A 24,308-nucleotide genomic window follows, 5' to 3' on the forward strand; every position below is an offset into this window, starting at 1 on the left:
TCCGGGAACATCGCCACGACACCGGCCGGCGTTCGATCGCCCTTGTTCAGCCGGTCGGACGGTTCGACCATTCACAAGCCGCAGTTCACGTCGCGTAGCGGTCTCCTAGCAACCCGCCGCTTCAGCACTGCAACCTCGAACTATGACGCGCCGGCCGGGGAGCAGTGCTGGCCTGAGGATTCTGACAAGTTAGTGAGAACCCACAGGTGACAAGATCATGAGAAACCCCAGTTCGCGACTGACAAAGAGGATGAGATCCTACAAGTTCGTGTGGCGCCGATTACATTCGACATCACAACGACCCATCCGCCGCTCAGTCCCAGACGAATGGAGCACGTATGGGTCCGTTCTGCTGTCTCACCCGAGGAGTGCGTCTATGACCATCTCAACCTTCGCCCGCCGCGCCGCGGTGTCGATGGCCTGCCTGGCCACGACACTGAGCGGCGGACTTGTGTTCTCGAATGCCCCGGCCGGCGCCGCGTCCTGCGCCGACGTGGAGGTGATCTTCGCGCGCGGCACTATCGAACCGGCGCCGCCGATGGGATTGACCGGGCTGTCGTTCTCCGAGGCGGTGCGCTCGCAGCTGCCCGGCAAGACGGTCAGCAGCTATGGCGTGAACTATCCCGCCAGCGACCAGTTCAACAATCGCCTCGCCATCGCGAACTCGGTGGCCGTGGGCGTGCGGTCGGCGCAGACGCGCATAAAGTATCTTGCCGCCACGTGCCCGGACACGAAGATCGTGCTCGGCGGTTACTCGCAGGGCGCGGCCGTCGCCGGGTTCACCACGGCGACCGGCATCGACGTCCCGAACGAGTACCGCCAGTACCGCAACCAGGTGCCGCCGCCGCTGCCGGCCGACGTCGCCGACAACGTCTCCTCGGTGATCCTGTTCGCGCCGCCGTCGGACCGCTTCCTGCGTGACATCGGCTCGCCGGCCATCCAGGTCGACAGCGAGTACCGGGCCAAGACCAAGACCTATTGCATACCCGGTGACAACATCTGCGACGGGTCGCCGGTCGGCCAGCCCAACGGTCTGCACGTGCTGTACTCGGTCAACGGGATGACCCTCGACGCCGCCAACTATGTGAAGGCGCACCTCTGACCCAACCGAACGCGCCATCGCCACCCCGCCGACCGACCAGGTCGCCGGGGCGGCGATGATTTACGCGGCGCCGCTCGGTCTGCATCAACATGACCCGAATCATCGCGGACATCTCGATGTCGGTCGACGGCTTCGTGACCGGCCCCGACCCGGGGCCGCAGAACGGGTTGGGCACCGGCGGCGACGCCCTGCACACATGGGCATTCTCCGACGATCCCGAGGATCAGCGCATCCTGCAGACGGCGACCTCGCGCTCGGGTGCGGTGGTGATGGGCCGGAATCTGTTCGATGTGGTCGACGGACCGGGCGGCTGGGACGACACTGTCGGCTACGGCGCGACCGAAGCCGCCACCCCACCATTCGTCGTGGTGACCAGTACGCCCCCGACCGACATCCGACTCACCCACCTCGACTGGACGTTCGTCACCACCGGACCATCCGATGCCGTCGCCGTCGCACGCGATCGAGTGGAGGCCGCGGCGAGCGACAACGATCTCGACGTGGTGCTCATGGGTGGCGGTGCGCTCATCGGTTCTGCCCTGGCGGCAGGGCTGGTCGACGTGCTGTCGCTGCATCTCGCGCCGGTGGTGCTGGGATCGGGGACACCGCTGTTCACCTCTGCGCCGTGCGGTCTGGAACAGCAGAGCGTGATCGCGACGTCGACGGCCACCCATCTCACCTACGACGTCACCGCAACCGGCGCCAGGTGACCGCGATGCCCACCGACGACACGACCAGCGCCACGCTCATTGTTGCGGCGGCGGCCGACCGTGTTTTCGCGGTGCTGTGCGACCCCGGGACGCATGCCGCCATCGACGGCACCGGCTGGGTGCAGGCATCCGTCGATCGTTCTCCCCTCGACCACGCGGGACAGGTGTTCCGGATGTCGATGTTTCACCGCAATCACCCCGACGGCGACTACCAGGTGGCCAATCAGCTGCGGGAGTTCGACCCGCCGCGCACCATCGCGTGGACTCCCGGCACCGAGAACAGTGACGGCACGCTGGAGTTCGGCGGCTGGATCTGGCGCTACGATCTCGCCGTCATCGGGCCGCGCCGCACCGCGGTGACACTCACCTACGACTGGTCGGCGGTGCCCGACCGGATCCGGGAGTACCTGCAGTTCCCGCCGTTCGGGCCGGACCATCTGGCCAACTCGCTACGACATCTCGCCGAGCTGGCCGTCCTCTGACCGGAGTCTGCGCCGTGCGCATGGTCATCGAACCGAGCTGCGGTGAGATTCGGGTTGCTGGCAACCGTGGTTGACCGCGGGTTGCACGTGCGGGGTGAACCCGGCTGCGGTGCGGATACTGATGGCCGCGATCAGGCCGCCCAGTGCGCAGCACCCGGCAGCGATCAACATCGCGGTCGAAAAGCCCGGGCCGAGCGGCGCGCCCGGGCCGGCATCGAGCCCGGCGACCACCGGGAGCACGGCCACGGCCAGCAAACCGGCGACCCGCGCCACGGCGTTGTTGACACCGGACGCGGTGCCGGCCCGGCCGGGCTCCACCGCACCGAGCGCCACCGCGGTCAGCGGCGCGACGGTCACCGTCATGCCGAGCCCGAACAAGATCACCGCGGGCAACACCGCACTCACATAGCCGGCTCCGGGGACGATGCGCGCCATCAACGCCAACCCGACCGCGGCGATGCACGGTCCCACCGTCATCGGCAGCCGCGGACCGGTGACCTGGGCCAACTTGCCCGACCACGGCGAACCGAACAGCATTATGACCGTGGCCGGAACCGTCGCCACGCCGGCCTCGAGCGCCGAATAGCCCAGGCTCTGCTGCAGCTGCAACGCCAGCAGGAACAGCGCACCCCCGAGCGCTGCGTAGACCATGAGGGTGGTGAGGTTGGCACCGGCGAACTGCCAGGATCGAAACAGTCCCAGTGGCAGCAACGGCGACTGCGCACGCTGTTCGATGGCAACGAAGGCGATCAGCGCGGCTGCGCCGAGGACTGCCGAGCCGATGATGAGCGGCCCCCACCCACGCGTCGGGCCTTCGATCAGGGCATAGATCACGCCGGACAAACCCAGCGTCACCGCCACTGCCCCACCGATGTCGAGGCGACCGACCATCCGCGCGTCGCGCGACTCGGCGACATGTCGCAGCGCGATCGCCATCGCGCCGAGAGCGAGCGGAACGCTGAGGAAGAACACCCACCGCCAAGATGCGGTATCCACCAGCCATCCACCTACGAACGGACCCAGCGCGCTTGTCGCACCGGACATCCCCGCCCACAGTCCGATGGCGCGACCGCGATCGGACTCGGAGATCTCGGCGTCGATCAGGGCGAGGCTGCCCGGCACCACCGCAGCCGCGCCGAGGCCCTGCAGGATGCGGGCGGCGATCAGCACCCCTTCGGTGGGGGCCAGGCCACAGGCCATCGATGCGATCGCGAAAACACCGAGCCCGAGCACGAAGACGCGGCGACGACCGTATCGATCACCGGCCACACCACCCGCCAGCAGCAACGCGCTCAGTGTCAGCAGGTAGCCGTCGAGCACCCACTGCTGTCCGGTGAGCCCGGTGTCGAGGTCACGGGCGACGGCGGGTAGCGCCACATTGACCACGGTGCTGTCCAGGAATGCGACACCCGAACCGAGCACGGCTGCCCCGATCAGCCATCGGCCCTCTGGAGATGACGCAGCGACACCGGAGAGTGTCGCCCGGACGGGCTCGGACGCGGTCATGATCTGCCCACGTCGGCGAGTCTACGTCGCGACATCCCGGTAGGAGTGGGTGTCACCGACGCGGAGCACTAGGCCGATGACCCGTAATCCAGGCCGTCACCCAGCACGAATGCACCGGTCAGACCGTAGAGGTCCGGGTCCAGGTTGCAGACGCTCATCACGGCATACAGTCCGTCGGGGATGTCCTCGAAGGTGCCGGTGACGACGCCGTCACCATTGGCGAACCGCCCCAGGTGGGTGGCGGTGATCGCGTCGGCATCGCGCAGCGCCGCCAGGAGGGCGACCACGTTCACCGATTGCCCCTGCACCAGGGCGATGATGTCGGGACCGATGATCGGCGCCGCCTTGACCGCGTCGATCACCGCCGAGGTGCAGAAGCCCGGAGCCAGTCGGCTGATGCGCGGGACGTCGGTGACCGTGTAGCTGATGGTTCGACCGCTCACATCAATGGAGTAGCCGACGCCGTCGGCGAGGCCCACCACTGGCGTCGTGCCTGGTCGGAGTGGTTGAGCGTGGGCGACGGCGGTGGCCGAGAAGGCCAGGGTGAACACGGCCACCACCGCGAGTGCACTGCGCACGAGGACGTTACGGACGAGGACATTGCGACGCATCGAGACTCCTGGGTCAGATGTTTCCCCCTGTAGCCGCACCGTAGTGGTGCCACTCCAGACGCGAGGCGTTTTCGCGAGAATCGGGACGACCGACCCAGTTGCGGCCATACCCGGGCTATGCCTGCACCGTCGCCACCCAGTACTCGACGAACCGGCCGTCACGTGCACGCAGGATGTCGTTGCCCAGGAAGCGGTGTCGCTGACCGTCGCGCATCCCCGCCCCGATCCACCGGGCGGCGACGTACACGCCGTCGGTCACCGGGGGCACCTCGATGGTGAACTCGATCGCGGTGAACATCTCCTTGGACTCGGCGACGACCGCGGCGAGTTCGGTCGGGCCGTGTACATCGTGGCCCGGCCAGTGCCCGACGAAGCCCGCCGACACCAGGCCGTGGGCGATCTCGGCGAGGTCGTCGGCGTCGGACGGGCCGTTCCACAATTGGTCGATCCAGCGGCGATAGAGATCGGGAAGTGCCATGTGCTGCTCCTGGGCTGTTCGCTCCCAGGTTACGCCGACGGCCCGCACCAACAGAAGGTCGACGATCGGGGATGGGCGAATGTCAGCCCGCGACGTCGGCATGCACCTGCCAGACGAAACCATCGGGATCGGTGAACGCGCCTGCATCACTGGTGATCTGGAGACGGTGGGCGCCACTACCGGCGGGATCGACACCGGCGTCCTTGGCGGCTGCCTTGCGCCCGTAGAGGGCGAGGGTGATGGCGTCGGCGCCGCCGGCGAACTCGACATACTTGCGGCCGAAACTCTTCGCAACGGTCAGCCCGTGGTCGACATAGAACTTCTTGCTCGCAGCGACGTCGGCGGCACCGATGAGCAGCACGATGTCGTCGATCTGTCGCGCGGGCGCGCCGGTCTCCTTCTTGCTCGAGGAGGCGACTTTCCACAACGCCCCGTCGGGTGCGGCCACCACACCGCCGTAGCCCCAGAACGACTTCTTGGCTGGCTTGATCACGGTGGCTCCGGCGTCGATCGCGGGGCCGATGAGGGAGTCGACCACGGCAGGATCGGGCACCACCAGCGACAGCACATAGCCGCGGAAGCCGCTGGAAGGACTGTCGGAGGTGCGGAACCGGAGGCGGTCGACGATGCCGAAGGCGTTGTCGTAGAACGCCTTCGCGGCTGCAGTGTCGGGAACGTCGAGGGTGAGTGCGTCGATGGATGTCATAGGCGATGACGCTAGGCCGCCCGAGGGCACCTCGGCTTCTCGATTCCTGACCGATCAGTGCTGCGATCGGACATGCCCAACGACGGTGGCGCTCACCCCCACAGCGGCGGCGACGACGAAGACCGGCCACAGTGGCCCGATCGTCAGCAGGAACGCCCCGACCAGAGCACCGAGAAAGATGGCGCCGATCGCCAGCAGACGCCGGTTCGCCAACGTGCGCCAGCCCGGTCGCGACCAGAATTCGATGGCCCACACGGTGATCGTCGATGTGACGACGACGGTGGTCATCTCGGCCACCCCCACCTTGCGCGCCACCGCGGCCTGCACACCCATCGCGGCCGCGGTCAACACCGCCGCGGTGATCTGCGTTGTCTCCGTCAGCGTTACGACACCGACGACACCCGCACTGGCCGCGACCATCGCATACGACGCCAACAGCATCACGGTGACCCGAGTGCTCCATCCGCTCCCATGCCCGCGCAACACGAGTCCGCCCAGGCCGGCACCGACGACGAACGCGACCAGGGCCAGGACGGGCCCCAATACGGGCAGGCCGTCGGCACCGGCGGCACCCATGCCAAGAATCACGACGTTGCCGGTCATGTTGCCGACGAACACCTTGTCGAGCCCGAGGTAACCGCCGGCGTCGACGATGCCGGTGACAAAGGTCAGCGCCACCATCAGCCCCAGGTGCAGCGACGCGTCGTCGCGGCGCCTCACCGACTCCGTCGGGCTCACGGTGGTCGTCGTCATCGGGTGACCGCCTCGGCGATCAGTGCGACCTCGACCGGAGCAGCGTCGGGCAAGGCGTACACCCCGACGGCACTGCGCGCCGGGAGGCCCGGCCGATCTGGATGCGCGGCCAGCACGTCGGAGGCCCCGTCGGCGACGGCCGACAGCCGGGTGAAGTCTGCGGCACAGGCGATGTAGACGGTCATCTCCGCGCAACGGAGGTATTCGTGTGGCTCGAGCATGGTGCTCGCCGCGGCGAGCGCATTGGTGACCGCGAGCGCGGCCGCCTCCCGGGCCCGGTCCAGGTCCACCCGGTCACCGACGCGGCCCACCACGACGAGTTCACCAGAGCGGCGCGGGGTCATCCCGGCGGTACGGATCGTGTTTCCCGTGCGGGTCGCCGGGATGTAATTTCCGCGTGGAACCGGTACCGCGACAGTCTCATTCGAGACCAAGTGCCACACCTTCCTGTCGAGGGTCACTGCCGCCGAGCAGGAACCCGCCGGGGTCGACCGTGATCACCTGGGCACTGCCGCCGATGGCGCCGGCCGGATGCACCCGTACGTCGTGGCCGCGCTCGGCCAGCGCCGCGCGCGTGCCCTCGGGCATCGTGTCCTCGACACGCAGCCGCGGCTGCGCCCCGACAACGTCCGCATCCGAGCCGGGGAACACCGTGAACCGCGGCGCCGCCACCGCTTCCTGCGGGTCGAGACCGTGGTCGAGCAGATGCGAGAGCACCTGCATATTCCACTGCACCTGCCCGTCGCCGCCGGGGGTATTGCCCACCGACACCAGGCCGCCGTCGTCGTCGGTGGCCACCCAGGCGTTGAGCGTGTGCAACGGTTTGCGCCGCGGGGCCACTTCGTTGGGGTGTCCGTCGATGAGATAGGCCCCTCGACCGAGCCGGTTGTTCAGAACGATGCCGGTACCCGGCACACTGAATTTCGCCCCGAAGGTGAACGCAAGTGAGTGGATGAAGCTCACCGACCGTCCCTCGTCGTCCACCACGACCAGAGAGGTGGTGTCGCCGCCGGTCACTGCGAACTCGCGCTCGGTGACCGGGTCGTCGGCGAGCTGCATCCGTTGCTCGGCCAGGCGGGCGGGGTCGAGGATCTGCGCGATCCCGCCGTTGTCACTGCCGCACAGGGCGAATCGGTCTTCGAATGCGACCCGCGCGGCATGCACCATCCGGTCGACCGCGTCGACGCTGAGCCACGGCACCAGACCGAGGTCGTCGCCGAGCAACGCAGCCTGGTGCAACACCATCCACCCCGCCGACGGCGACGGAGTCTGATGAATGACGGTCCCGGCGTAGCGCAGGGTGATCGCGTCCTCGGGCTCGACATCCCCACCGGCGCACCACTCGTCGCCGGAGAACGGGGCGCCCGCAGCGATAAGGGCGTCGACGCAGCGCTGCGCCAGCTCGCCGGTGTACATCGACTGCGGATCGTCGGCCAGCAAACGGATCGTCTGGGCCAACTCGGGTTGCGGACGCCGCTGCCCGACGATCGGTACCCGCCCGCCGTCGGTGAACACCGCACGGGTCAGCGGATCGGCACCGATGGCGTCGATCGCGTCGGCGACATCATCGCGGGTCTTCGCCGAACACGGGATGCCCCGCTCGGCGATACGGGCCGGCCCCGCCCACAACTCCGGCAGCGGCCGCGACGCCCCACCCGCATGCAGGGCGGCCAGGGCGGCCGGCGCACCCGGCACGGCCACAGCCAGCGCACCGTCGAGCGGGATGGCCTCGAGACCCTGCGCGCGATAGAACTCCGGAGTGCCGCCGTCGGGTCCGTAGCCGCTGCCGTTGACCGTCCACACCCGGCCGTCGGGTTCGCGCACCACAGCGAACGCGTCACCGCCGATGCCACATTGCCCTGGCAGGGTCAGCCAGGTGGTCGCCGCCGCGGCAAGCGCCGCGTCGATGGCATTGCCGCCCGAGGCCAGCACCTCCAACCCGGCCGCGCTGGCGAGCGGATGGCTGGTGGCGACCATGCCGCGCGTCGCGATGGTCGGTGGTCTGCCCTGCCCGTCGATCATGCCTGCCGGGCCTTGCGACGTCGCGGTCCCTCCGGGGGTTCGGCGGGGTCGATACCGACGAAGATCTCGCCGTCGCGTTCTTCGCACGGGTAGGTCTTGATGGGCTCGGTCGCCGGCGGGCAGATCGGCTCACCCGTCGCCAGATCGAACGCGCTGCCGTGGCAAGAGCATCCGATGCCGTCCTGCACCAGTTTGCCCGACGAGAGCAGGCAATCCAGATGCGAGCAGTAGTTCGAGGTGGCATACGCCGTGCCGTCGAGGCGTGAGATGGCGAACTCGTAGTCGTCGGCGTAGAACCGGCGGACGATTCCCTCGGGCACCTGACCCGATCGGGCGACTCTTCTGAAATCCATGGTGATACTCCGTGTCGTGCCGTCGGCGTCAGCCGGCCGGGGTCAGATAGATGGTCTTCTCGGCCTGATAGAACTGCATCATCGAAGATCCGGCCTGCTCTTTGAAGGTCTGCGTGCTCGACGCCTTGTAGCCGCCGAACGGGGCGTTCATCGCCATCCCGGTGGTCGGTTGGTTCACCTTGACCAGTCCGGTTTTCGACGCCGCGGCGAACGCCATCGCCCGGCCGAGGTCGGCAGTGATGACCGCGGCACTCATGCCGAAGCGGGTGTCGTTGGCGATGCGCAGGGCGTCGTCGACGTCCCGCGCCCGCTGGAAGGCGAGGACGGGCCCGAAGATCTCCTCGCGCACGATCCGCATGTCCGGGGTGGTGTCGGTGAACACCACTGGGGCGGCGAAGTAGCCGTCGGACTCCGGGACCGGGATGTCGACATCATGTCGCAGTGCGCCTTCGGCGACACCGATCGACACGTACTCGCGGTACTTGGCCAGCTGCGCCGCGCTGGCAAGTGGACCCATCGTGGCGCCGTCGTCGATGCCGGGTCCGAGGCGTAGCGCCGAGGCCTTCGCCACCACCGCTTTCACCAGGGCGTCGTGGATCTCGTCGACCACCACCACCCGGCTCGTTCCGGTGCACGCCTGCCCGGACAGGCCGAAGGCACCCTTCACGATGGTGGTCGCGGCGAAGTCGAGGTCGGCGTCGCCGAGCACCACGGTCGGGTTCTTGCCACCCATCTCCAGCTGTACCCGGCGTTGCGGTCCGACGCCGGCGTGAATCGCCGCGCCCACGTCCGTGGAACCGGTGAAGGTCACCGCGGTCACCCGGTCGTCGGCGGCGACGGCCGCTCCGGCGCCACCGCCGCCCTGAACCAGCGCGATCGCCGTCGGCGGTAATCCGCCGGCCAGTAATGCCTCCACCAGACGCTGTCCCATCAGCGGGGTGACCTCGGATGGTTTGAACAGCACCACATTTCCGGCCGCGAGTGCCGGACCCAGCTTGCGGGACGGGATGTTGAGGGGAAAGTTCCACGGGGTGATGGCGCCGACGATGCCCACGGGTTCGCGCACGGTGTACACCATGGTCTGTCCCGCCGCGGGATAAGTCGAGCCACCCGAACGCAACGCCTCGGCGGCGTAGAAGCGCAGGTTCATCGGGGTGCGGCTGACCTCGGTGGTCGCTTCGGCCCGCGATTTGCCTTCTTCACGAATCAGTTCGGTGATCAACTGGTCTGCTCGGGCCTCGAGGGCATCCGCAGCGCGTTCGAGGATGCGGGCGCGTCGTTCCGGCGGCGTCGCGGCCCACTCGGGTGCGGCCTTCTCCAGGGCGTCGACCGCGGCCGCCACATCCTGTGCGGTCGAGTCCGGAAAGACGCCGAGCACTTCGGTCGGGTGCGCGGGGTCGACGCTGCGGAACGTGGCTCCCGATGCCGAGGGCACCCATTGGCCGTCAACCAGATTTGATCCGGTCGTGATCTCGATGTTCGTCATCTCAGCTCACCATCTCCTCGCCGAGTTCCCAGAGGTCGACGTCCTCGTCGGTCAGCGCGGTGGCATCGACACTACGGCCGATGAGTTCCCGCGCAGCCATGATGTCCTCGCCGCGGTCGACGGCGAACGCGCCACTGAGTTGCCCGCCGGTGAGGTAGAACGCGGTGAACTCGTGGTCGGCCATGTCACCGCGCACGACGATCTCCTCTGCAGTGCTCGTGTTCCCGGCGAACTGCAGGTTGCGGTCGTACTGATCCGACCACAACCAGTGTGGTCCGTCCTCGACAACCTGGTCGCCCAGGATGGCGCGGGCCACCGCGGCGGCCTGCCGGTTGGCGTTGTCGAAATGTTCGACTCGCACGTGCCGGCCGGCGGCATCGGAGAAGCGGGCCGCCACATCGCCGGCCGCATAGACACCCGGCGCATCGGTGCGGCCGACCGAGTCGACGAGGATGCCGTTGCCGACGGCAAGGCCCGCATCGACGGCGAGTTCGACATTCGGTTCGATCCCAACACCGACGATAACGTCGTCGACGTCGATCACGGTGCCGTCGGTCAAGACCAGGCGCACCCCGTTCGCTCCGGCATCGACGTCGGAGATACCCACGCCACAGTGGAATCGGACACCGTTGCTGCGGTGGAGGTCGGCACAGTAGCGCGCCATCTGCGGGCCGAGTCGTCGCTCCAGGATGGTCTGTTCCTGTTCGACAACGGTCACCTGCGCTCCGAGACCGGTGGCGGTGGCCGCGATCTCGAGGCCGATGAAGCCACCTCCGACAACCGCGATCCGACTGCCGGCGCCCAGTGTTGCGCGCAGGCGCTCCGCGTCGTCGACGGTGCGCAGATGATGGATACGTGCCGAGTCGGCGATCCCGGCAAGCCGCCGCGGTCGGCCACCGGTGGCCAGCACGATGGCGTCGGCACTCATCGACGAACCATCGGCGAGGGTCAGCGTCCGCCCGCCGGCGTCGAGACTCGTGACGTGTGCGCTGGTGCGGATGTCGATGTCGTTGTTCGCCAGCCACTTCGGCGCCAGCAGTGCAAGCGGTTCGAGTGCGCCGTCGCCGGCGAGGAATTCCTTGGACAGCGGCGGTCGCTGATACGGCAGATGTCGCTCGTCACCGAGAATGGTGATCGAACCGTCGAACCCGCGTCGGCGCAGGGTGCGGGCGAGAACCGCGGCCACCTGTCCGCCGCCGACGACGGTCACACTCTGAATCGTCATGAGATCTTCCTCTGGTCGCCGGCGGCCGCAGCGCGCGCAGCCAGGTTCACATAGATGGTGTCGCCGTCGAGACGTACGTCGTAGGTTGGTTGGCAGAGATCCTGGTCGGCTTCGTAACCGCTCTCCAGGTCGAATTGCCATTGGTGGCCGGGACAGATCACCCGGCCGTGCAGGATGGTGCCCTTGACCAGCGAACGGTCCTGGTGCACACACAGATCGGCGAAGGCGTAGATGCGATCGCCGGCAGCGAAGAGGGCGATCGCGGTGTCGTCGATCTCGACGCGGAGTTTGCGTCGCCGACCCAGTTCCTTGATGGTGGCCGCCGGCCGCCACGTGTCGCCACCGGACGGCGCAATGGGTTCGCTGGCCATGTCACTCACTTTCGTCAAATCGCCGTACCCGTGGGAGACACCGCAGGCGACGTCTCCCACGGATGATCGGGTCACACTGCGGCCAGCTCCAGGTCGTCGGCGACGTAGGTGTCGTAGAGACCCTTGGTGTAGGAGAACCGCATCTCCGCACCCCACTGCACCAGCTTCAGGCAACGCTGCTGCAGCGCAGGCGTATCGGCGCAGTCGAGCACGATCTGGTAGCCACGCTCGCCGTGCACCACATCGGAGGTGATGTGCAGATCGAAGAACTCGATCTCGTCCTCGGTGAAGCCGTACACCTCACGCAGCGGGATGATCTGCTTTTTGTAGATGCTGGGCACCTGCGATTCGAGTCCCACCACCAGCGCTGCGGTGGCGACCACGAAGTGTTCACGTTGCGACACCGCGTAGCACCACGACTGCAGACCGCGGGTGATCGCATTCATGTTGTCGGGGTTCTCGATTCGCTCCTTGGTGGTGCCACAGGCCTCACCGAACTTGATGAGCAGATCGGTGTGCCGGATGTCGGCGAGCTCCTCCTCGTACATGTTCTGCAAGGTGAAATCCTTGGCATCGGTGAACTCGTCGGGGGTGTTGGCGTAGATGTTGGCGAGGTAATCGGCGAACGGGCCCACGTAGTGGAAGTGGTTCTCCGCCCACCGCGCGAAGTGCTTCTTCTCGAGTTTGCCCTCGGCCCAGGCCTTGCTGAACGAGGCGTTCTTCGCCTCGCGGCCCTTGATGGCGTCTTCGAGAGCGGCGCGGAACTCATCGCGCCCGAGCAGAGTCGTCATGGGTATTCCCTTCATGGACTGGTGGCCGGGGATCGGCCGAGATCTCGCAACGCTGCGAGTAGGACTGTCGAAAACCGAAATGAACCAGGCTGTTTCGACCAACTTCAGGCTAGGTACGTCGGCGCGAGCGCTCCACGGTCACAATGACCCGACGATGAGCCCGAAGGTGGCCAGAGTGCACGGTCAGTGCGCTGCCGCAGCCACGACGGCGTCGAATTCGGCGAGCATCGCAGCACCGACAGCCTTGTCCTGTTCACCGTTGCCGCCGCTGATCCCGACGCCGCCGACGATCTGCCCGTCGACCACCAGCGGGAACCCACCGACGAAGGTGGCGAACTTGCCGGGCAGCATGTGGCTGATGCCGAAGGCCTCGTTGCCCGGCAGGGCCGGACCGTTGGGCGGCTCGTTGAACAGGTGGGTGGCGCGTTCGTGGCCGGCCGCGGTGAACGCTTTGGCGATCGAGATCTCCACACCGGTGAGCCGCGCCCCCGGAAGTCGGTGCAGCGCGATCAGATTGCCGCCGTCGTCGCACACGCAGAGGGTTTGCCGGACGCCGATCTCCTCGGCTTTGGCGCGGCCGGCCGCGAGGACCGGGAGCGCGTCGTCGAGGGTGATCCGCAAGATTCGATGCATGGCTGTCGTCTTTCCTGTGAGGCTTCTCGGGGAGGATTGCCGCCGGAATGGCGTACTCGACATGTAACCGGACAGAGCCACGAAGCGTGAGGGTCACAGTGACCTGAGGATCGTGGTCTTATAGGCCAATCTGCACATAGAGCGGTGCGAAGTGCCCTGGTAATCCACAATAGGACCGACACCGAACGAGGACCAGTGCCGAACGCAGGACGACAGGAAGCAGGCCGATGGAACCGCATCCCCGATTGACTCTCGCCGGCCTCCTCGACGAACCGTTGATGGAGGGCGCCCGTGTGGTGGCGGGCACTGCCGCCACCGACACCCCGGTGACCTGGGCGCTACCGTTCACCGAGGTCATGAGCCGCTACGACGATCTCACCGCAACCGTCGTCTATTCCCGGCCGGAGTCGCTGGCCGCCAAGCCGTCGAGTCTCGGCTCCCTGTTGGCGCGCGGCGCCCCGGCGGTCATCGTCGACGGGCCGCTGCCGTCCACGATGACCGCCGACTCGTTTCCCACCGGCCTCGTCGTGGTGGAGATGGGATTTCCCATCGGCTTCGGGCCGCTGAATCGACTGCTCGCCGAACGTGCCCTCACCCAGGAGGTGCACGTGATGCGCTATGCGACACATGTGCATCAGTCGCTGGCGGGCATGCTGCATCGCGGCGCCGGGATGCCACTACTGCTACGGGAGGTGTCGGCGTTGTCGCATTCCCCCGCCGTCGCCCTCGACTCGCACTGCCAACCCGTCGCCGACCACGCCATCCCGGCAGACTGCGCCGAGGCGGTGCTCGCCGCGGTACGCACGACACTCCTCGAGCGTGGAGACGCTCCCGACAACCACCACACCGCTGTCGTTGCCGACCTCACGGCCGACGGTGTGCGGTGGACATGTACGGCCAGTCCGATCCTGCTCGGCAAGTACTTCGAGGGGTGGGTGGCGATCCTGCGCCGTGGCGAACGCCCCGGGGAACATGACCTCGCTCAGCACGCCGTGGTGGCCGAGCAGGCCACCGCGATCATCGGCTCGGAGATGTTGCGTCAACGCAGCGTCGAGGAAGCCGAGGAACGTGCGCGGGGCGATTTCGTGCAGGCGTTGGTGCACGGCGGGTTCGCGTCCGACCTCGAGATGCGCACGCGCGCCGGCTATCACGACATCGACCTGGACGCGACGTTCGCGGTGTTCATCACCCGCGACGACAGTCGCGCACCGGACTCCGACGAAAATCCCCGCGGCAGCAGCCGGTTGCTGCGTCTGGCGCGGTTTGCGGCCAGCCTGCTGCCCCACCGCGACGTGCGGTCATATGTGACCGTGCTCGGCGACGTGCTCGTGGTGGTGCGGACCGTCCGGTCCACGGCACCGTCAGAGGTGGACATCGAGGTGGCCGATTACGCCCAGGCCATGGCCGAGGAACTGACCGCCCGCGGTCACGACGTGCGATCCCCGGTCGCCTACGGCGCCGTCGCCGTCGGCGCATCGCAGATCCGCGACAGTTATCGCGAGGCCCGTGTGGCCCTGGGAATCGCCTCGCGGATGCACCTGCAGGGTGCGGTCGCGTATCGCGATCTGCGGTCCTACGGCGTGCTCGAGCAGATCGCCGACACCGACCGGAGCCGCCAACTCGTGGCCGACGTGCTCGGCCCCATCCGGCTCGGCACGGAACTGCATGCCACGCTGCTCGCCTACCTGGAGCAGGGTGGCAACGTGAATGCCGCTGCGCGCGTGCTGAACATGCACCGCAACACCATGCTGTCCAAGCTCGACCGGATATCCCGGACCATCGGACTCGACATCCGGGAGCCGGAGAATCAGTTCACCGTGTGGCTGGCCGTTCGGCTCGAACTGCTCGACAATCTCGGCGTCTCGGTGGCCCGAGAGGTCAACTTCGTCTAGCTGACCGCGACCGTTCCTGCGGTCAGCGGGCCGCCGGCTCGAGGTGATCGTCCGGGGCGGGCGCATCCGGGGTGGGGGTGCGACCGAGGAACGAGGCGGCGAAGCCACCGGCGGCGATCGCGGCGGTGACCGCGAACAGGACGGCGTGACCACCGTGGGCCAAGGCGACGGCCACCCACGCCGCACCGAGCGCGGACCCGCCGAATCGCATCAGATTGAACAGGCCCAGCCCGGTGCCGCGTGCCCCGGCGGCCGAGCGTGTCGAACCTGCGGCCGCAGGCGTCTGCACCAACGCGATCCCCGCTCCACCGACTATGAGAACTGCTACCAGCCAGATGAATCCGGCGTCGGCGACGATGACCACCCCCAGCGCGATCTGCGAAGCACACAACACCACCAGTCCGGTGCGCAGCACCCGGCGCGCGCCGAGACGGTCGGAGATGGTGCCGACGATCGGCGCAAGGATCGCCATCGTCGCCGGCAGCGCGAACAGCAGTGCCCCGGCGACGCTGGTGCTACCGCCGTCACCCACCACATAGAGCGGGATGACCAGCAGCGTCGCACCCAACGCGAACATCTGCGCGAAGGCGGCCAGCGCGCTCCGCACGAACCGCGGTTCGACGATGTCGCCGACATCGAGGAAGGGCACGGGCACGCGGCGACAATGCACCACGCACACCGTCAGCAGCACCGCCGCCCCCAGCGCCAGCACACCGGAAATCCACAGTGGCACACCGCCGGACCCCACCAATGTGACCGCCAGGATCAGCAGCGCCGAACCGAGGGTCAAGGTGGCGGCGCCGAACTTGTCCAACCGCATCACCCGCGCCGGATATCGGGGCACGCTGCGTAGCGTCAGTATCAGTCCGATCAACGCGCACGGGATCAGCGGGACGAACACCCAACGCCACCCCCAGGCGTCGGCCATCAGCCCACCCAGCGATGGCCCCACGGCCTGGCCGATGCCGTTCACACTGGCCCACGCCCCCACCGCGCGCGCCCGACGTCGCGGACCGAAGAGCCAGGCGATCAGTCCCATCACCGCCGGCGCGAACACCGCCGCCGCGAGCCCCCCGAGTGCGCGCCAGGCAATCAGCACCTCCAGCGTCGGCGCGGTGGCCGCACCGGCCGAACACACCGCCGTGCCCACCAGGGCCGCACAGTACACGCGTCGTCGGCCATACCGGTCGGCGATGTAGCCGGCCAGCGGCATGGTGGCGGCGAAGGTCAGCAGGAACCCGACGACGACGAGCACTCCACGTCCCAACGGTGCGTCGAAGTCGTCGAGGATGTCGGTGAGCGGGACGTTGACGACGTTGTTGCTGACCGTGCCGACGAGCGTGCCGGTGAGCAACGCGGCAAGGGCCAGTGGGGTGCCTGCATCGTCTCCGCGCGCCTGCTCGTCGTCACGGCGCTCCACCATCTGCACTCCTACCGGTCATCGCGATCCGCCCGCGACCAACCGCCGTGGGTACCGAGAATTTTTCCATCCGAATGGAGCGGTCGGCACCTCGTGCGCATGTCAGAGTGCACACGATGCCACGTCCGATGAGGACAACCTGCACAGCCGACTGGTCAGCATCACCAGGATCTGCGGACGTGACGAAACACTGAGGTATCCGACGATTTACCGGCGTGACACAACCGATCGTGAGACTGTCGTTCGACGGCATCGTGCACAGCGAACACCGACCGGAGGTGTGCATCGTATCGATTGACCGCCGATGACGGCGGGAGGAGGGTCTTCACCAGCACAGCCCCTTTCGTTCATCTCCCGCTAAGGATTCAACGTGCAGCCCATCAATCTCACCGCCGCCCACTGGATTTACCTGGCCGGCATACTCGTCGTCATCGCGACGATGGTGATGCGCAAGAACATCGTCGTCCCTGCCGTGATCGCCACGTTCCTCACCGCTTTCGCCTTCTCCAACAGCATCGTCACCGCGATCGCGTCGATCTTCAACGCGAGCCTTGTCGCGGCCAAGGAACTGTTCAACATCTTCCTCATCATCGCGATGGTGACCGCGATGCTCGGCGCACTGCGCCAGATGGGCGCCGATCGACTGATGATCGCCCCGTTCCGGCACGTGATGCGTGGTGCCACAGCAAGTTTCATCGTTCTTCTGGTGGTCACCTACCTCATCTCGCTGTTCTTCTGGCCGACGCCCGCGGTGCCCCTGGTGGGCGCGGTGTTGATTCCGGTCGCGATTCGGGCGGGTCTGTCACCGATCTCGGTCGGCATGGTGGTGGCAATCGCCGGACAGGGGATGGCACTGTCGTCGGACTATGTGATGAAGGTTGCCCCGGGCATCTCCGCGACCGCCGCCGGTGTGGACACCGACGCCGTCGCCGACAAGGCACTCGTCCTGTCGCTGGTGGTGGGGTTCGTCGCCGTGGTGATCACCTGGGTGATGCAGCGTCGCACGTGGCGCGCACCGTCGGCGGAGTTGCTGCGCGAATGGGAAGCCGAGGCCGACCGCGGGGCCGCCGATGTGGAGGCCGAACTCGAGGTCGCCGAGACCGACGGGTCGGCGGGGCGTTCCGGTACGGGGGCCGGCGGCTCGGTCGCGGCCGGAACCGGCAACAGCGGCAGTGGATCAGATGCCGGCAGCGGTTCGGGTTCGGCGGGTACCGCCGTGATCGACCGCCCGGAGCCGAACGATCCGGGAGCCGAACCTCGGGCAACGCGTACCGCCAAATTGTTCGCGGCGCTCGTTCCGTTGGCCTACCTGGCCTTCATCGTCTTCCTGATCCTCGGTAAGGCCGGCGTCGTCCCCGCGCTCGAAGGCGGTGAGGCAGCCGCGATGGTCGGCGGGATCGCTGCCCTGATGCTGTTCGCCGTCTGTGCGGCGCACGAACCGCGCAACTTCCTGGAGACGACCGCCGATCACCTGGTCGACGGCCTGGTGTTCGCGTTCAAGGCCATGGGCATCGTGTTGCCGATCGCAGGCTTCTTCCTCATCGGCAACTCCGACTTCTCCAGCCAGATCTTGGGGCTGCCCGAAGACGTGACCGGCCCGGCCTTCCTCTTCGACCTGGTCAGCTCCGCCCAGTCACACCTGCCGAACATCCCGATCCTCACCGGACTCGGCGTCCTGCTGGTCGGTATCGTCGCCGGTCTCGACGGCTCGGGTTTCTCGGGTCTGCCACTGACCGGTGCGTTGGCAGGCGCGCTGGAACCCGGCGTCGACATGGACCCGGCCACGCTGGCCGCGATCGGCCAGATGGGCAACATCTGGTCCGGTGGCGGCACGCTGGTGGCGTGGTCCTCGCTGGTGGCGGTCGCGGGATTCGCCCGGGTGCCGGTACTCACGTTGGCGCGCAAGTGCTTCGTCCCGGTGGTCTCGGGTCTGGTGATCTCCACCATCGTGGCGGTCTACCTGCTGTAGCGCCATCGCCTCGTCGCAACCCCGTTCGTGCGCGCAAGTCGTTGCGCCGGACGGGGTTCGGTGCTTTCAGGTCACACCGAAGGCCATCCCTCCGGCCCCGCCGAACCGGCGGGGTATTCCTCGAGCGGTACGCGATCGGCCTGCCAGGCGTCGATGATGGGACCGACGATGCGCCAGCACTGTTCGGCCGCGTCGCCCCGGACGGCGAGGGTGGCGTCGCCGTCGAGGATGCCCGAGAGCACCTCGGCATAGGCGCGGATGGAGCCCTCGCCCAGATCCGCGCCGAGCTCGGTGGCCGCCAGATCGAACGGGTCGGTGCCGTCATGTACGTTGAGCCGCAACGACATCGCGTCGGGACCGAAAGTCAGGCGGAGCACATTGGGTGCCACGTCCCCGCTGAACTGCTGCGGCAGGTGACGTACCGGACGGAAGTGCAGAGCGATCTCCTTCACGGCAGGCTCGAGAGCCTTCCCCGACCGCAAGGTGAACGGGACCCCTGCCCAGCGGGCGGTGTTCACCTCGAAGGTCGCCTCCGCCAACGTCTCGGTGTCCCGGGTCGGGTCGACGCCATCCTCGTCCACATAGGACGGAAGGTGTTTGCCGTCGACCTGACCCGAGGTGTAGCGCGCGCGACGCGATGATCGGACGGGGTCGCCGTCCATGACACGGGTGGCGCGCAGTGCCGCCCCGGTCGCGTCCCGCAGATCGCGTTCGTTCAACGACGCCGGCGGGTCCATCGCGACCACTGCCAGCAGCTCCAGCAGATGACTCTGCATCATGTCGACCAATGCGCCGGCCTTGTCGTAGTAGCCGGCTCGCCCCTCCAGCCCCAAGGTCTCGTCGTAGCGGATCACCACCGACTCGATGTGCTCGGCCGACCACACCGGTTCGAACACGCGGTTGGCGAACCGGATGCCGAACAGGTCGAGCAGGATGGACTGGCCGAGGAAGTGATCGACGCGGAACACCTGGTTCTCCGGCACGAGCCGGGCGAGTTTGGCATTGAAATCCCGTGCACTGTCGTCATCGGTGCCGAACGGTTTTTCCAGGGCGAGCATCAGGCCGTCGGGGAGATCGTCGAGTTCGGCCATGGCGTCACACGACTGCTGCGCCACCGACGGCGGCACCGCGAAGTACAGCACCGAACGACCGTCGCCCGCCTGATCGAGGACTGTCCGCATGCCATCGGCCGTGCCGACATCGGCCTGGAGAAACGTGGTCTGGTCGGCGACCTGCCGCGTCGCGGAAGCCACGTCATCGCCGAAGGCGGCCGACACGCGCTCGCGCCACTCATCGTCGGACACGTCGCGCCGGCCCACTCCCACCAACCGCACCGAGCGGTCGGGTTCGAGGGCGAGGAGTTGGGCGAGGGCCGGTAGCAGCAGGCGTGAGGTCAGGTCCCCCATCGCACCGAAGATGAACAACGTTGTGGTCGCCATACCCGACGGTAACCCTCCAGTGGATTCGGGCGCGCGGATCTCGTCGCCTTGCCGCACGAATCGTCACCGATGAGGACAATCGAGATCATGGGTGCACGCATCGAGGATTACGCAATGGTGGGCGATTGCCGGACTGCCGCGCTGATCTCCGCGGACGGCAGCATCGACTGGCTGTGCGTCCCCCGATTCGACTCGGCGTCGATCTTCGCCGCCCTGCTCGGCTCGGCGGAGCACGGCCACTGGACATTGGCACCCCGCGACCCCGAGGCCCGGATGACCCGGCGCTACGACGATGACACGCTGATTCTGACCACCCGCTGGGAAACCTCCACCGGCACCGCCGAGGTCCACGAGTTCATGCCGGTCGACGGCGGCCGGGTCGACCTGGTCCGCCGGGTCGTCGGCGTCTCGGGATACGTCGATTTCGCGACCGAACTACGGATGCGATTCGACTACGCGAAGTCGATTCCGTGGGTACTGCAGGTCGGCGGCACCATGGGGCCGGCCCTGCGCGGGATCGCCGGTCCCGACGCGTGCGTCGTCCGCGGTGTCGCGCTGCATGCCGACGGCGACGTTCATCGCGGGTTCTTCACGGTAGAGCCCGACGTCACCGTGGATCTCACGCTGACCTGGTATCACTCGCACCGCGAGGAACCGGGACCGTTGCCTGTCGACGACGCGCTGGCCCGCACCCGCGACTGGTGGACCACCTGGGCGAGTCGGATCGACCACAGCGGGCCGTATCACGACCAGGTGATCCGATCGCTGATCACCTTGCGCGCCTTGAGCAATCTGGATACTGGCGGGATCGTCGCGGCGGCCACCACATCACTTCCCGAGCAGTTCGGCGGCGCCCGCAACTGGGACTACCGCTACGTATGGCTGCGTGATGCGTCGCTGACGCTGGAGGCGCTGGTGAATCACGGCTTCCTGCATGTGGCCGAGCACTGGCGGATGTGGCTGATGCGTGCCATCGCCGGCGACACCGAGGACATCCAGATCATGTACGGCATTGCGGGCGAACGGGATCTACTCGAACGCGAGCTGCCGCAGCTGCCCGGCTATGAGAACTCGGCGCCCGTGCGCATCGGCAACGGTGCGGTCGATCAGTATCAGGGCGATGTGATCGGCGAGGTGATGGTGGGCCTCGACGACGCACGCGCCGCCGGCCTGGCGGAGACGCCGCTGTCGTGGTCGCTGCAGAAGGCATTGCTCGAACAGGTGGAGGCCAAACTCGAGTGGCTCGACAACGGAATCTGGGAGATGCGTGGTGAGCCAAGGATGTTCACCCAGTCCCGGGTGATGAAGTGGGCCGCGTTCGACCGGGGTGTCCGCGCGGTGGAGCGTTACGGGCTCGACGGTTCGGTCGATCACTGGCGCGAGCTGCGAGACCGGCTCCGTCACGAGATCGACACCGAATGCGTCGATCCCGCCTCCGGTCGGTTCGTGCAGTACGCGGGTACCGACGAGGTCGACGCCTCGTTGCTCCTGCTGCCGCAAGTCGGTTTCTGTGCGCCGGATGATCCGCGGATGGTGGCGACCGTGGAGCACATCGAACGCACGCTGCTCCGTGGTGGCCTGGTGCTGCGCTACCGCACAAGCACAGGCGTGGACGGCCTGGCCGGCGACGAGCATCCCTTCCTGGCCTGCACTTTCTGGCTGGTCACCCAATATGCCCGCAGCGGGCGCCACGACGACGCCACCGCACTGATGAAGTCCGCGCTGGCCACCGCCAACGACGTCGGCCTGTTCTCCGAGGAGTACAACGTCGACGAACAGCGCCAAGCGGGCAACACCCCGCAGGCGTTGTCGCATCTCGCGTTCGTGCGGGCGGCAGACGCGCTGCGCGACGGATAGGAACCGCCCGAACTGGATAACGTCTGCGCGGATCTCATTTCCGTAGGTGTCAAAACCGTCTCGACCGGGTAGTCGAAGGGCGACCACGAATCACGAGATGCGTAGGAGATTTCATGGGTGACACGGTCGCCGACGTCGTTCTGTCGAGGTTGCGTGAGTGGGATGTCAAGCAGGTCTTCGGTTATCCCGGTGACGGGATCAACGGCCTCCTCGCTGCGTGGGTTGACGCCGACGACGATCCACAGTTCGTGCAGTCCCGGCACGAGGAGATGAGCGCTTTCCAAGCAGTCGGATTCGCGAAGTTCTCCGGTCGCGTCGGGGTGTGCGCGGCCACCAGCGGCCCCGGCGGGATTCACCTGCTCAACGGTCTCTACGACGCGAAACTCGATCACGTGCCGGTCGTGGCGATCGTCGGGCAGACCGAGCGGTCGGCGATGGGTGGTTCGTATCAGCAGGAGATCGACATGCTCTCGCTGTACAAGGACGTGTGCAGCGACTACGTGCAGATGTGCACGGTGCCCGAGCAGATCCCCAATCTGATCGACCGGGCCTTCCGGATCGCGATGACCGAACGGGCGCCCACTGCGCTCATCTTCCCGTCGGATGTCTTCGAACTCGACTATTCGCCGCCACAACACGAGTTCAAGCAGGTGCCGTCGAGCCTCGGGATCGAGGAGGCCACGCCGGACCCCGATCCGGCTGGGGTCGCGCGGGCTGCCGACGTCCTCAATGCGGGCGGGACGGTCGCGATGTTGGTGGGCCAGGGCGCGCGGGGATGCGTCGACGAACTGACCGAGGTGGCAGACAAACTCGGGGCCGGGTGCGCCAAAGCGTTGCTGGGCCGCGATGTCCTGCCCGACACGCTCCCGTGGGTGACCGGCTCCATCGGACTGCTCGGCACCACCGCGAGCTATCACCTGATGCGTGACTGCGACACCCTGCTGACCGTCGGGTCGAACTTTCCCTACACCCAGTTCCTCCCGCAACTCGACCAGGCGCGCGGCGTGCAGATCGACCGGTCCGGCAAGTGGATCGGCATGCGCTACCCGAACGAGGTCAACCTCGTCGGCGACGCCAAACGCACGCTGCAGCAACTTATTCCCAAACTCGAGTACAAGCAGGACCGCTCCTGGCGCGAGTCGGTGGAAACGAATGTGGCGCGCTGGCACAAGACCGCGCAACGCCAGGCGATGACCGATGCGCACCCGATCAACCCGATGCGGATCTTCCACGAGTTCTCCGAGCGCGCACCGTCGAATGCCATCATCGCCGCCGACTCGGGGAGCGCAGCCAACTGGTACGCCCGTCACATTGTTTTTCGCGACGAGATGCGCGGCTCACTGTCGGGCACCCTCGCCACCATGGGCCCCGCCGTGCCATACGTGATCGGCGCCAAGTGGGCACACCCAGACCGGCCGTCAATCGCCTTCGAGGGTGACGGTGCGATGCAGATGAACGGATTGGCCGAGATGCTCACCGTCGCACGCTATTGGCGGCAGTGGGCCGATCCGCGCCTCATCGTGGTCGTGTTGCACAACAACGACCTCAACCAGGTCACCTGGGAACAGCGTGCCATGTCCAGTTCGCCCAAATTTGCTGCTTCCCAGGATCTCCCCGAGATGGACTACGCAGCTTTCGGGCGCAGCATCGGGCTACACGGCATCAACGTCGACGAGACCGACCAACTCGGGGACGCCTGGGACCACGCACTGTCGGCCGACCGGCCCACGCTCCTTGATGTGCGGTGCGATCCGGATATCCCGCCCATTCCGCCGCACGCCACGCTCGAGCAGGCGATGTCGCTGAGCACCGCACTGGTCAAGGGCGACGAAGACGCCTGGGGCATCATCCGCGAAGGCGCCAAACAGAAGGTGCAACAGTATCTGCCGGGAACCAAGGGAGACGTCAGTAGGTGAAGGGATTCCCTCAGCGACCGCACGTCCGATCGGGCGTGCGGTCGCTGCTCGGATTGCGGCCGAACGGCCAGGACCGGGTCACCCCGCCGAGTACTGTGATCGGATGACGACCGACTGGCGTGACACGCGTGCCCAGCAGATTCGGACACTCATCGTCCAGGCCGAACCCGACATCACCGAAGAGATCAAGTGGCGCAAGCCGTCCAACCCGGGCGGGGTGCCGACCTTCTCGCTGGACGGGCTGGTGTGCACGCTGGAGACCTACAAGGACAAGATCAAGGTCACCTTCGCCCAGGGCGCCTCACTACCCGATCCGGCCGGCGTCTTCAACGCCAGCCTGACTGCCGGTACGCGCCGCGCCGTCGACATCAGAGAGTCCGACTCCGTGGACGATGACGCTTTTGCCGACTTGATCCGTGCCGCAGTGGCATTCAACCGGAAGTAGCCGCGGAGGTCGACCGGCGCACGCCACGCAGCGGGACCTTGTCGGGGGTAATCCCTACCCTGCTCTCATGCGTTGCCTCAGTGTGCCGATCGTCGATCGGTTGTTGTCGTACCCCCTCGATACTCTGAATCTGTTCGTCGA

Annotated in this window: 23 protein-coding genes; 8 read left to right on the forward strand and 15 right to left on the reverse strand. The window is 67.2% G+C overall.

The annotated features are described in order from the left end of the window. Positions 1-376 precede the first annotated feature (376 nt). The 3 genes from OSB52_RS16785 to OSB52_RS16795 all read left to right on the forward strand — a co-directional run bounded on the left by OSB52_RS16785 (position 377) and on the right by OSB52_RS16795 (position 2,294). Positions 377-1,102 (forward strand): cutinase family protein, encoded by a 726-nt coding sequence (locus OSB52_RS16785; protein WP_266062793.1) that lies wholly within the window; start codon positions 377-379, stop codon positions 1,100-1,102. Between the two features lie 89 nt (positions 1,103-1,191). Beyond that, positions 1,192-1,812 (forward strand): dihydrofolate reductase family protein, encoded by a 621-nt coding sequence (locus tag OSB52_RS16790; protein ID WP_266062794.1) that lies wholly within the window; start codon positions 1,192-1,194, stop codon positions 1,810-1,812. 5 nt (positions 1,813-1,817) lie between these two features. Beyond that, positions 1,818-2,294, forward strand: a complete 477-nt coding sequence (locus OSB52_RS16795) for an SRPBCC family protein (protein ID WP_266062795.1) — start codon at positions 1,818-1,820, stop codon at positions 2,292-2,294. 24 nt (positions 2,295-2,318) lie between these two features. Here the strand turns inward: OSB52_RS16795 and OSB52_RS16800 are convergent, their stop codons facing one another. The 13 genes from OSB52_RS16800 to OSB52_RS16860 all read right to left on the reverse strand — a co-directional run bounded on the left by OSB52_RS16800 (position 2,319) and on the right by OSB52_RS16860 (position 13,229). Beyond that, positions 2,319-3,800 (reverse strand): MFS transporter, encoded by a 1,482-nt coding sequence (locus tag OSB52_RS16800; RefSeq protein ID WP_266062796.1) that lies wholly within the window; start codon positions 3,798-3,800, stop codon positions 2,319-2,321. A 68-nt stretch (positions 3,801-3,868) separates the two neighbouring features. Next, complete coding sequence (locus OSB52_RS16805; RefSeq protein WP_266062797.1) at positions 3,869-4,411, reverse strand: hypothetical protein; 543 nt, start codon at positions 4,409-4,411, stop codon at positions 3,869-3,871. Between the two features lie 115 nt (positions 4,412-4,526). Next, entirely contained in the window at positions 4,527-4,889 is a 363-nt protein-coding gene (locus tag OSB52_RS16810) for a nuclear transport factor 2 family protein (RefSeq protein ID WP_266062798.1), read from the reverse strand. An 82-nt stretch (positions 4,890-4,971) separates the two neighbouring features. Further along, a complete protein-coding gene (locus tag OSB52_RS16815; protein ID WP_266062799.1) occupies positions 4,972-5,595 on the reverse strand; it encodes a VOC family protein in 624 nt (207 codons plus the stop codon). Between the two features lie 54 nt (positions 5,596-5,649). Further along, positions 5,650-6,348 carry a YoaK family protein gene (locus OSB52_RS16820; protein WP_266062800.1) on the reverse strand — a complete coding sequence of 233 codons (699 nt, stop codon included), beginning with the start codon at positions 6,346-6,348 and terminating at the stop codon, positions 5,650-5,652. Then, positions 6,345-6,782, reverse strand: coding sequence for a RidA family protein (locus tag OSB52_RS16825; RefSeq protein ID WP_266062801.1), 438 nt, complete (start codon positions 6,780-6,782; stop codon positions 6,345-6,347). Before OSB52_RS16825 ends, OSB52_RS16820 begins: the two co-directional genes overlap by 4 nt. Beyond that, positions 6,769-8,370, reverse strand: coding sequence for a gamma-glutamyltransferase family protein (locus tag OSB52_RS16830; protein ID WP_266062802.1), 1,602 nt, complete (start codon positions 8,368-8,370; stop codon positions 6,769-6,771). The genes OSB52_RS16825 and OSB52_RS16830 overlap by 14 nt, the downstream gene beginning before the upstream one ends. Continuing rightward, positions 8,367-8,723 carry a Rieske (2Fe-2S) protein gene (locus OSB52_RS16835; protein ID WP_235721935.1) on the reverse strand — a complete coding sequence of 119 codons (357 nt, stop codon included), beginning with the start codon at positions 8,721-8,723 and terminating at the stop codon, positions 8,367-8,369. The genes OSB52_RS16830 and OSB52_RS16835 overlap by 4 nt, the downstream gene beginning before the upstream one ends. Positions 8,724-8,751: 28 nt before the next feature. Continuing rightward, positions 8,752-10,209: an aldehyde dehydrogenase family protein gene (locus tag OSB52_RS16840; RefSeq protein ID WP_277615220.1), complete on the reverse strand. Its 1,458-nt coding sequence runs from the start codon at positions 10,207-10,209 to the stop codon at positions 8,752-8,754. A 1-nt stretch (position 10,210) separates the two neighbouring features. Then, on the reverse strand, positions 10,211-11,434 hold the full coding sequence (locus OSB52_RS16845; protein WP_266062803.1) for an NAD(P)/FAD-dependent oxidoreductase: 1,224 nt from the start codon (positions 11,432-11,434) through the stop codon (positions 10,211-10,213). Next, positions 11,431-11,805, reverse strand: a complete 375-nt coding sequence (locus OSB52_RS16850; protein WP_266062804.1) for a Rieske (2Fe-2S) protein — start codon at positions 11,803-11,805, stop codon at positions 11,431-11,433. Before OSB52_RS16850 ends, OSB52_RS16845 begins: the two co-directional genes overlap by 4 nt. Positions 11,806-11,876: 71 nt before the next feature. After that, a complete protein-coding gene (locus OSB52_RS16855) occupies positions 11,877-12,596 on the reverse strand; it encodes an iron-containing redox enzyme family protein (protein ID WP_266062805.1) in 720 nt (239 codons plus the stop codon). A gap of 183 nt (positions 12,597-12,779) precedes the next feature. Beyond that, positions 12,780-13,229 carry a GlcG/HbpS family heme-binding protein gene (locus tag OSB52_RS16860; protein WP_266062806.1) on the reverse strand — a complete coding sequence of 150 codons (450 nt, stop codon included), beginning with the start codon at positions 13,227-13,229 and terminating at the stop codon, positions 12,780-12,782. Between the two features lie 227 nt (positions 13,230-13,456). Between OSB52_RS16860 and OSB52_RS16865 the strand changes: the two genes are divergently transcribed. After that, positions 13,457-15,121 carry a PucR family transcriptional regulator gene (locus tag OSB52_RS16865; protein ID WP_266062807.1) on the forward strand — a complete coding sequence of 555 codons (1,665 nt, stop codon included), beginning with the start codon at positions 13,457-13,459 and terminating at the stop codon, positions 15,119-15,121. Between the two features lie 22 nt (positions 15,122-15,143). On the opposite strand, the gene OSB52_RS16870 is transcribed toward OSB52_RS16865, so the two are convergent. Then, positions 15,144-16,544 carry an MFS transporter gene (locus tag OSB52_RS16870; protein WP_266062808.1) on the reverse strand — a complete coding sequence of 467 codons (1,401 nt, stop codon included), beginning with the start codon at positions 16,542-16,544 and terminating at the stop codon, positions 15,144-15,146. 367 nt (positions 16,545-16,911) lie between these two features. On the opposite strand from OSB52_RS16870, the gene OSB52_RS16875 reads away from it, so the two are divergent. Next, entirely contained in the window at positions 16,912-18,510 is a 1,599-nt protein-coding gene (locus tag OSB52_RS16875; RefSeq protein ID WP_266062809.1) for a hypothetical protein, read from the forward strand. A 71-nt stretch (positions 18,511-18,581) separates the two neighbouring features. Here the strand turns inward: OSB52_RS16875 and OSB52_RS16880 are convergent, their stop codons facing one another. Further along, entirely contained in the window at positions 18,582-19,949 is a 1,368-nt protein-coding gene (locus OSB52_RS16880; protein ID WP_266062810.1) for a glucose-6-phosphate dehydrogenase, read from the reverse strand. An 87-nt stretch (positions 19,950-20,036) separates the two neighbouring features. On the opposite strand from OSB52_RS16880, the gene OSB52_RS16885 reads away from it, so the two are divergent. The 3 genes from OSB52_RS16885 (at position 20,037) to OSB52_RS16895 (ending at position 24,167) form a co-directional block, all read left to right on the forward strand. Then, positions 20,037-21,806, forward strand: a complete 1,770-nt coding sequence (locus OSB52_RS16885; protein WP_266062811.1) for a glycoside hydrolase family 15 protein — start codon at positions 20,037-20,039, stop codon at positions 21,804-21,806. A gap of 113 nt (positions 21,807-21,919) precedes the next feature. Further along, the gene (locus tag OSB52_RS16890; protein WP_235721925.1) at positions 21,920-23,722 is read left to right on the forward strand and encodes a thiamine pyrophosphate-requiring protein; all 1,803 of its coding nucleotides are present in this window, start codon (positions 21,920-21,922) and stop codon (positions 23,720-23,722) included. Positions 23,723-23,825: 103 nt separating this feature from the next. Continuing rightward, positions 23,826-24,167, forward strand: coding sequence for a DUF1801 domain-containing protein (locus tag OSB52_RS16895; RefSeq protein WP_235721924.1), 342 nt, complete (start codon positions 23,826-23,828; stop codon positions 24,165-24,167). Positions 24,168-24,308 lie beyond the last annotated feature (141 nt).

The sequence above is a fragment of the Gordonia aquimaris genome (assembly GCF_026262595.1).
GTDB classification, from domain to species: Bacteria; Actinomycetota; Actinomycetes; order Mycobacteriales; family Mycobacteriaceae; genus Gordonia; species Gordonia tangerina.

Coding starts and splice junctions, on each gene's coding strand:
- OSB52_RS16785 (WP_266062793.1), top strand. CDS start 377: ATGACCATCTCAACCTTCGCCCGCCGCGCCGCGGTGTCGATGGCCTGC.
- OSB52_RS16790 (WP_266062794.1), top strand. CDS start 1,192: ATGACCCGAATCATCGCGGACATCTCGATGTCGGTCGACGGCTTCGTG.
- OSB52_RS16795 (WP_266062795.1), top strand. CDS start 1,818: ATGCCCACCGACGACACGACCAGCGCCACGCTCATTGTTGCGGCGGCG.
- OSB52_RS16800 (WP_266062796.1), bottom strand. CDS start 3,800: ATGACCGCGTCCGAGCCCGTCCGGGCGACACTCTCCGGTGTCGCTGCG.
- OSB52_RS16805 (WP_266062797.1), bottom strand. CDS start 4,411: ATGCGTCGCAATGTCCTCGTCCGTAACGTCCTCGTGCGCAGTGCACTC.
- OSB52_RS16810 (WP_266062798.1), bottom strand. CDS start 4,889: ATGGCACTTCCCGATCTCTATCGCCGCTGGATCGACCAATTGTGGAAC.
- OSB52_RS16815 (WP_266062799.1), bottom strand. CDS start 5,595: ATGACATCCATCGACGCACTCACCCTCGACGTTCCCGACACTGCAGCC.
- OSB52_RS16820 (WP_266062800.1), bottom strand. CDS start 6,348: ATGACGACGACCACCGTGAGCCCGACGGAGTCGGTGAGGCGCCGCGAC.
- OSB52_RS16830 (WP_266062802.1), bottom strand. CDS start 8,370: ATGATCGACGGGCAGGGCAGACCACCGACCATCGCGACGCGCGGCATG.
- OSB52_RS16835 (WP_235721935.1), bottom strand. CDS start 8,723: ATGGATTTCAGAAGAGTCGCCCGATCGGGTCAGGTGCCCGAGGGAATC.
- OSB52_RS16840 (WP_277615220.1), bottom strand. CDS start 10,209: ATGACGAACATCGAGATCACGACCGGATCAAATCTGGTTGACGGCCAA.
- OSB52_RS16845 (WP_266062803.1), bottom strand. CDS start 11,434: ATGACGATTCAGAGTGTGACCGTCGTCGGCGGCGGACAGGTGGCCGCG.
- OSB52_RS16850 (WP_266062804.1), bottom strand. CDS start 11,805: ATGGCCAGCGAACCCATTGCGCCGTCCGGTGGCGACACGTGGCGGCCG.
- OSB52_RS16855 (WP_266062805.1), bottom strand. CDS start 12,596: ATGACGACTCTGCTCGGGCGCGATGAGTTCCGCGCCGCTCTCGAAGAC.
- OSB52_RS16860 (WP_266062806.1), bottom strand. CDS start 13,229: ATGCATCGAATCTTGCGGATCACCCTCGACGACGCGCTCCCGGTCCTC.
- OSB52_RS16865 (WP_266062807.1), top strand. CDS start 13,457: ATGGAACCGCATCCCCGATTGACTCTCGCCGGCCTCCTCGACGAACCG.
- OSB52_RS16870 (WP_266062808.1), bottom strand. CDS start 16,544: ATGGTGGAGCGCCGTGACGACGAGCAGGCGCGCGGAGACGATGCAGGC.
- OSB52_RS16880 (WP_266062810.1), bottom strand. CDS start 19,949: ATGGCGACCACAACGTTGTTCATCTTCGGTGCGATGGGGGACCTGACC.
- OSB52_RS16885 (WP_266062811.1), top strand. CDS start 20,037: ATGGGTGCACGCATCGAGGATTACGCAATGGTGGGCGATTGCCGGACT.
- OSB52_RS16890 (WP_235721925.1), top strand. CDS start 21,920: ATGGGTGACACGGTCGCCGACGTCGTTCTGTCGAGGTTGCGTGAGTGG.
- OSB52_RS16895 (WP_235721924.1), top strand. CDS start 23,826: ATGACGACCGACTGGCGTGACACGCGTGCCCAGCAGATTCGGACACTC.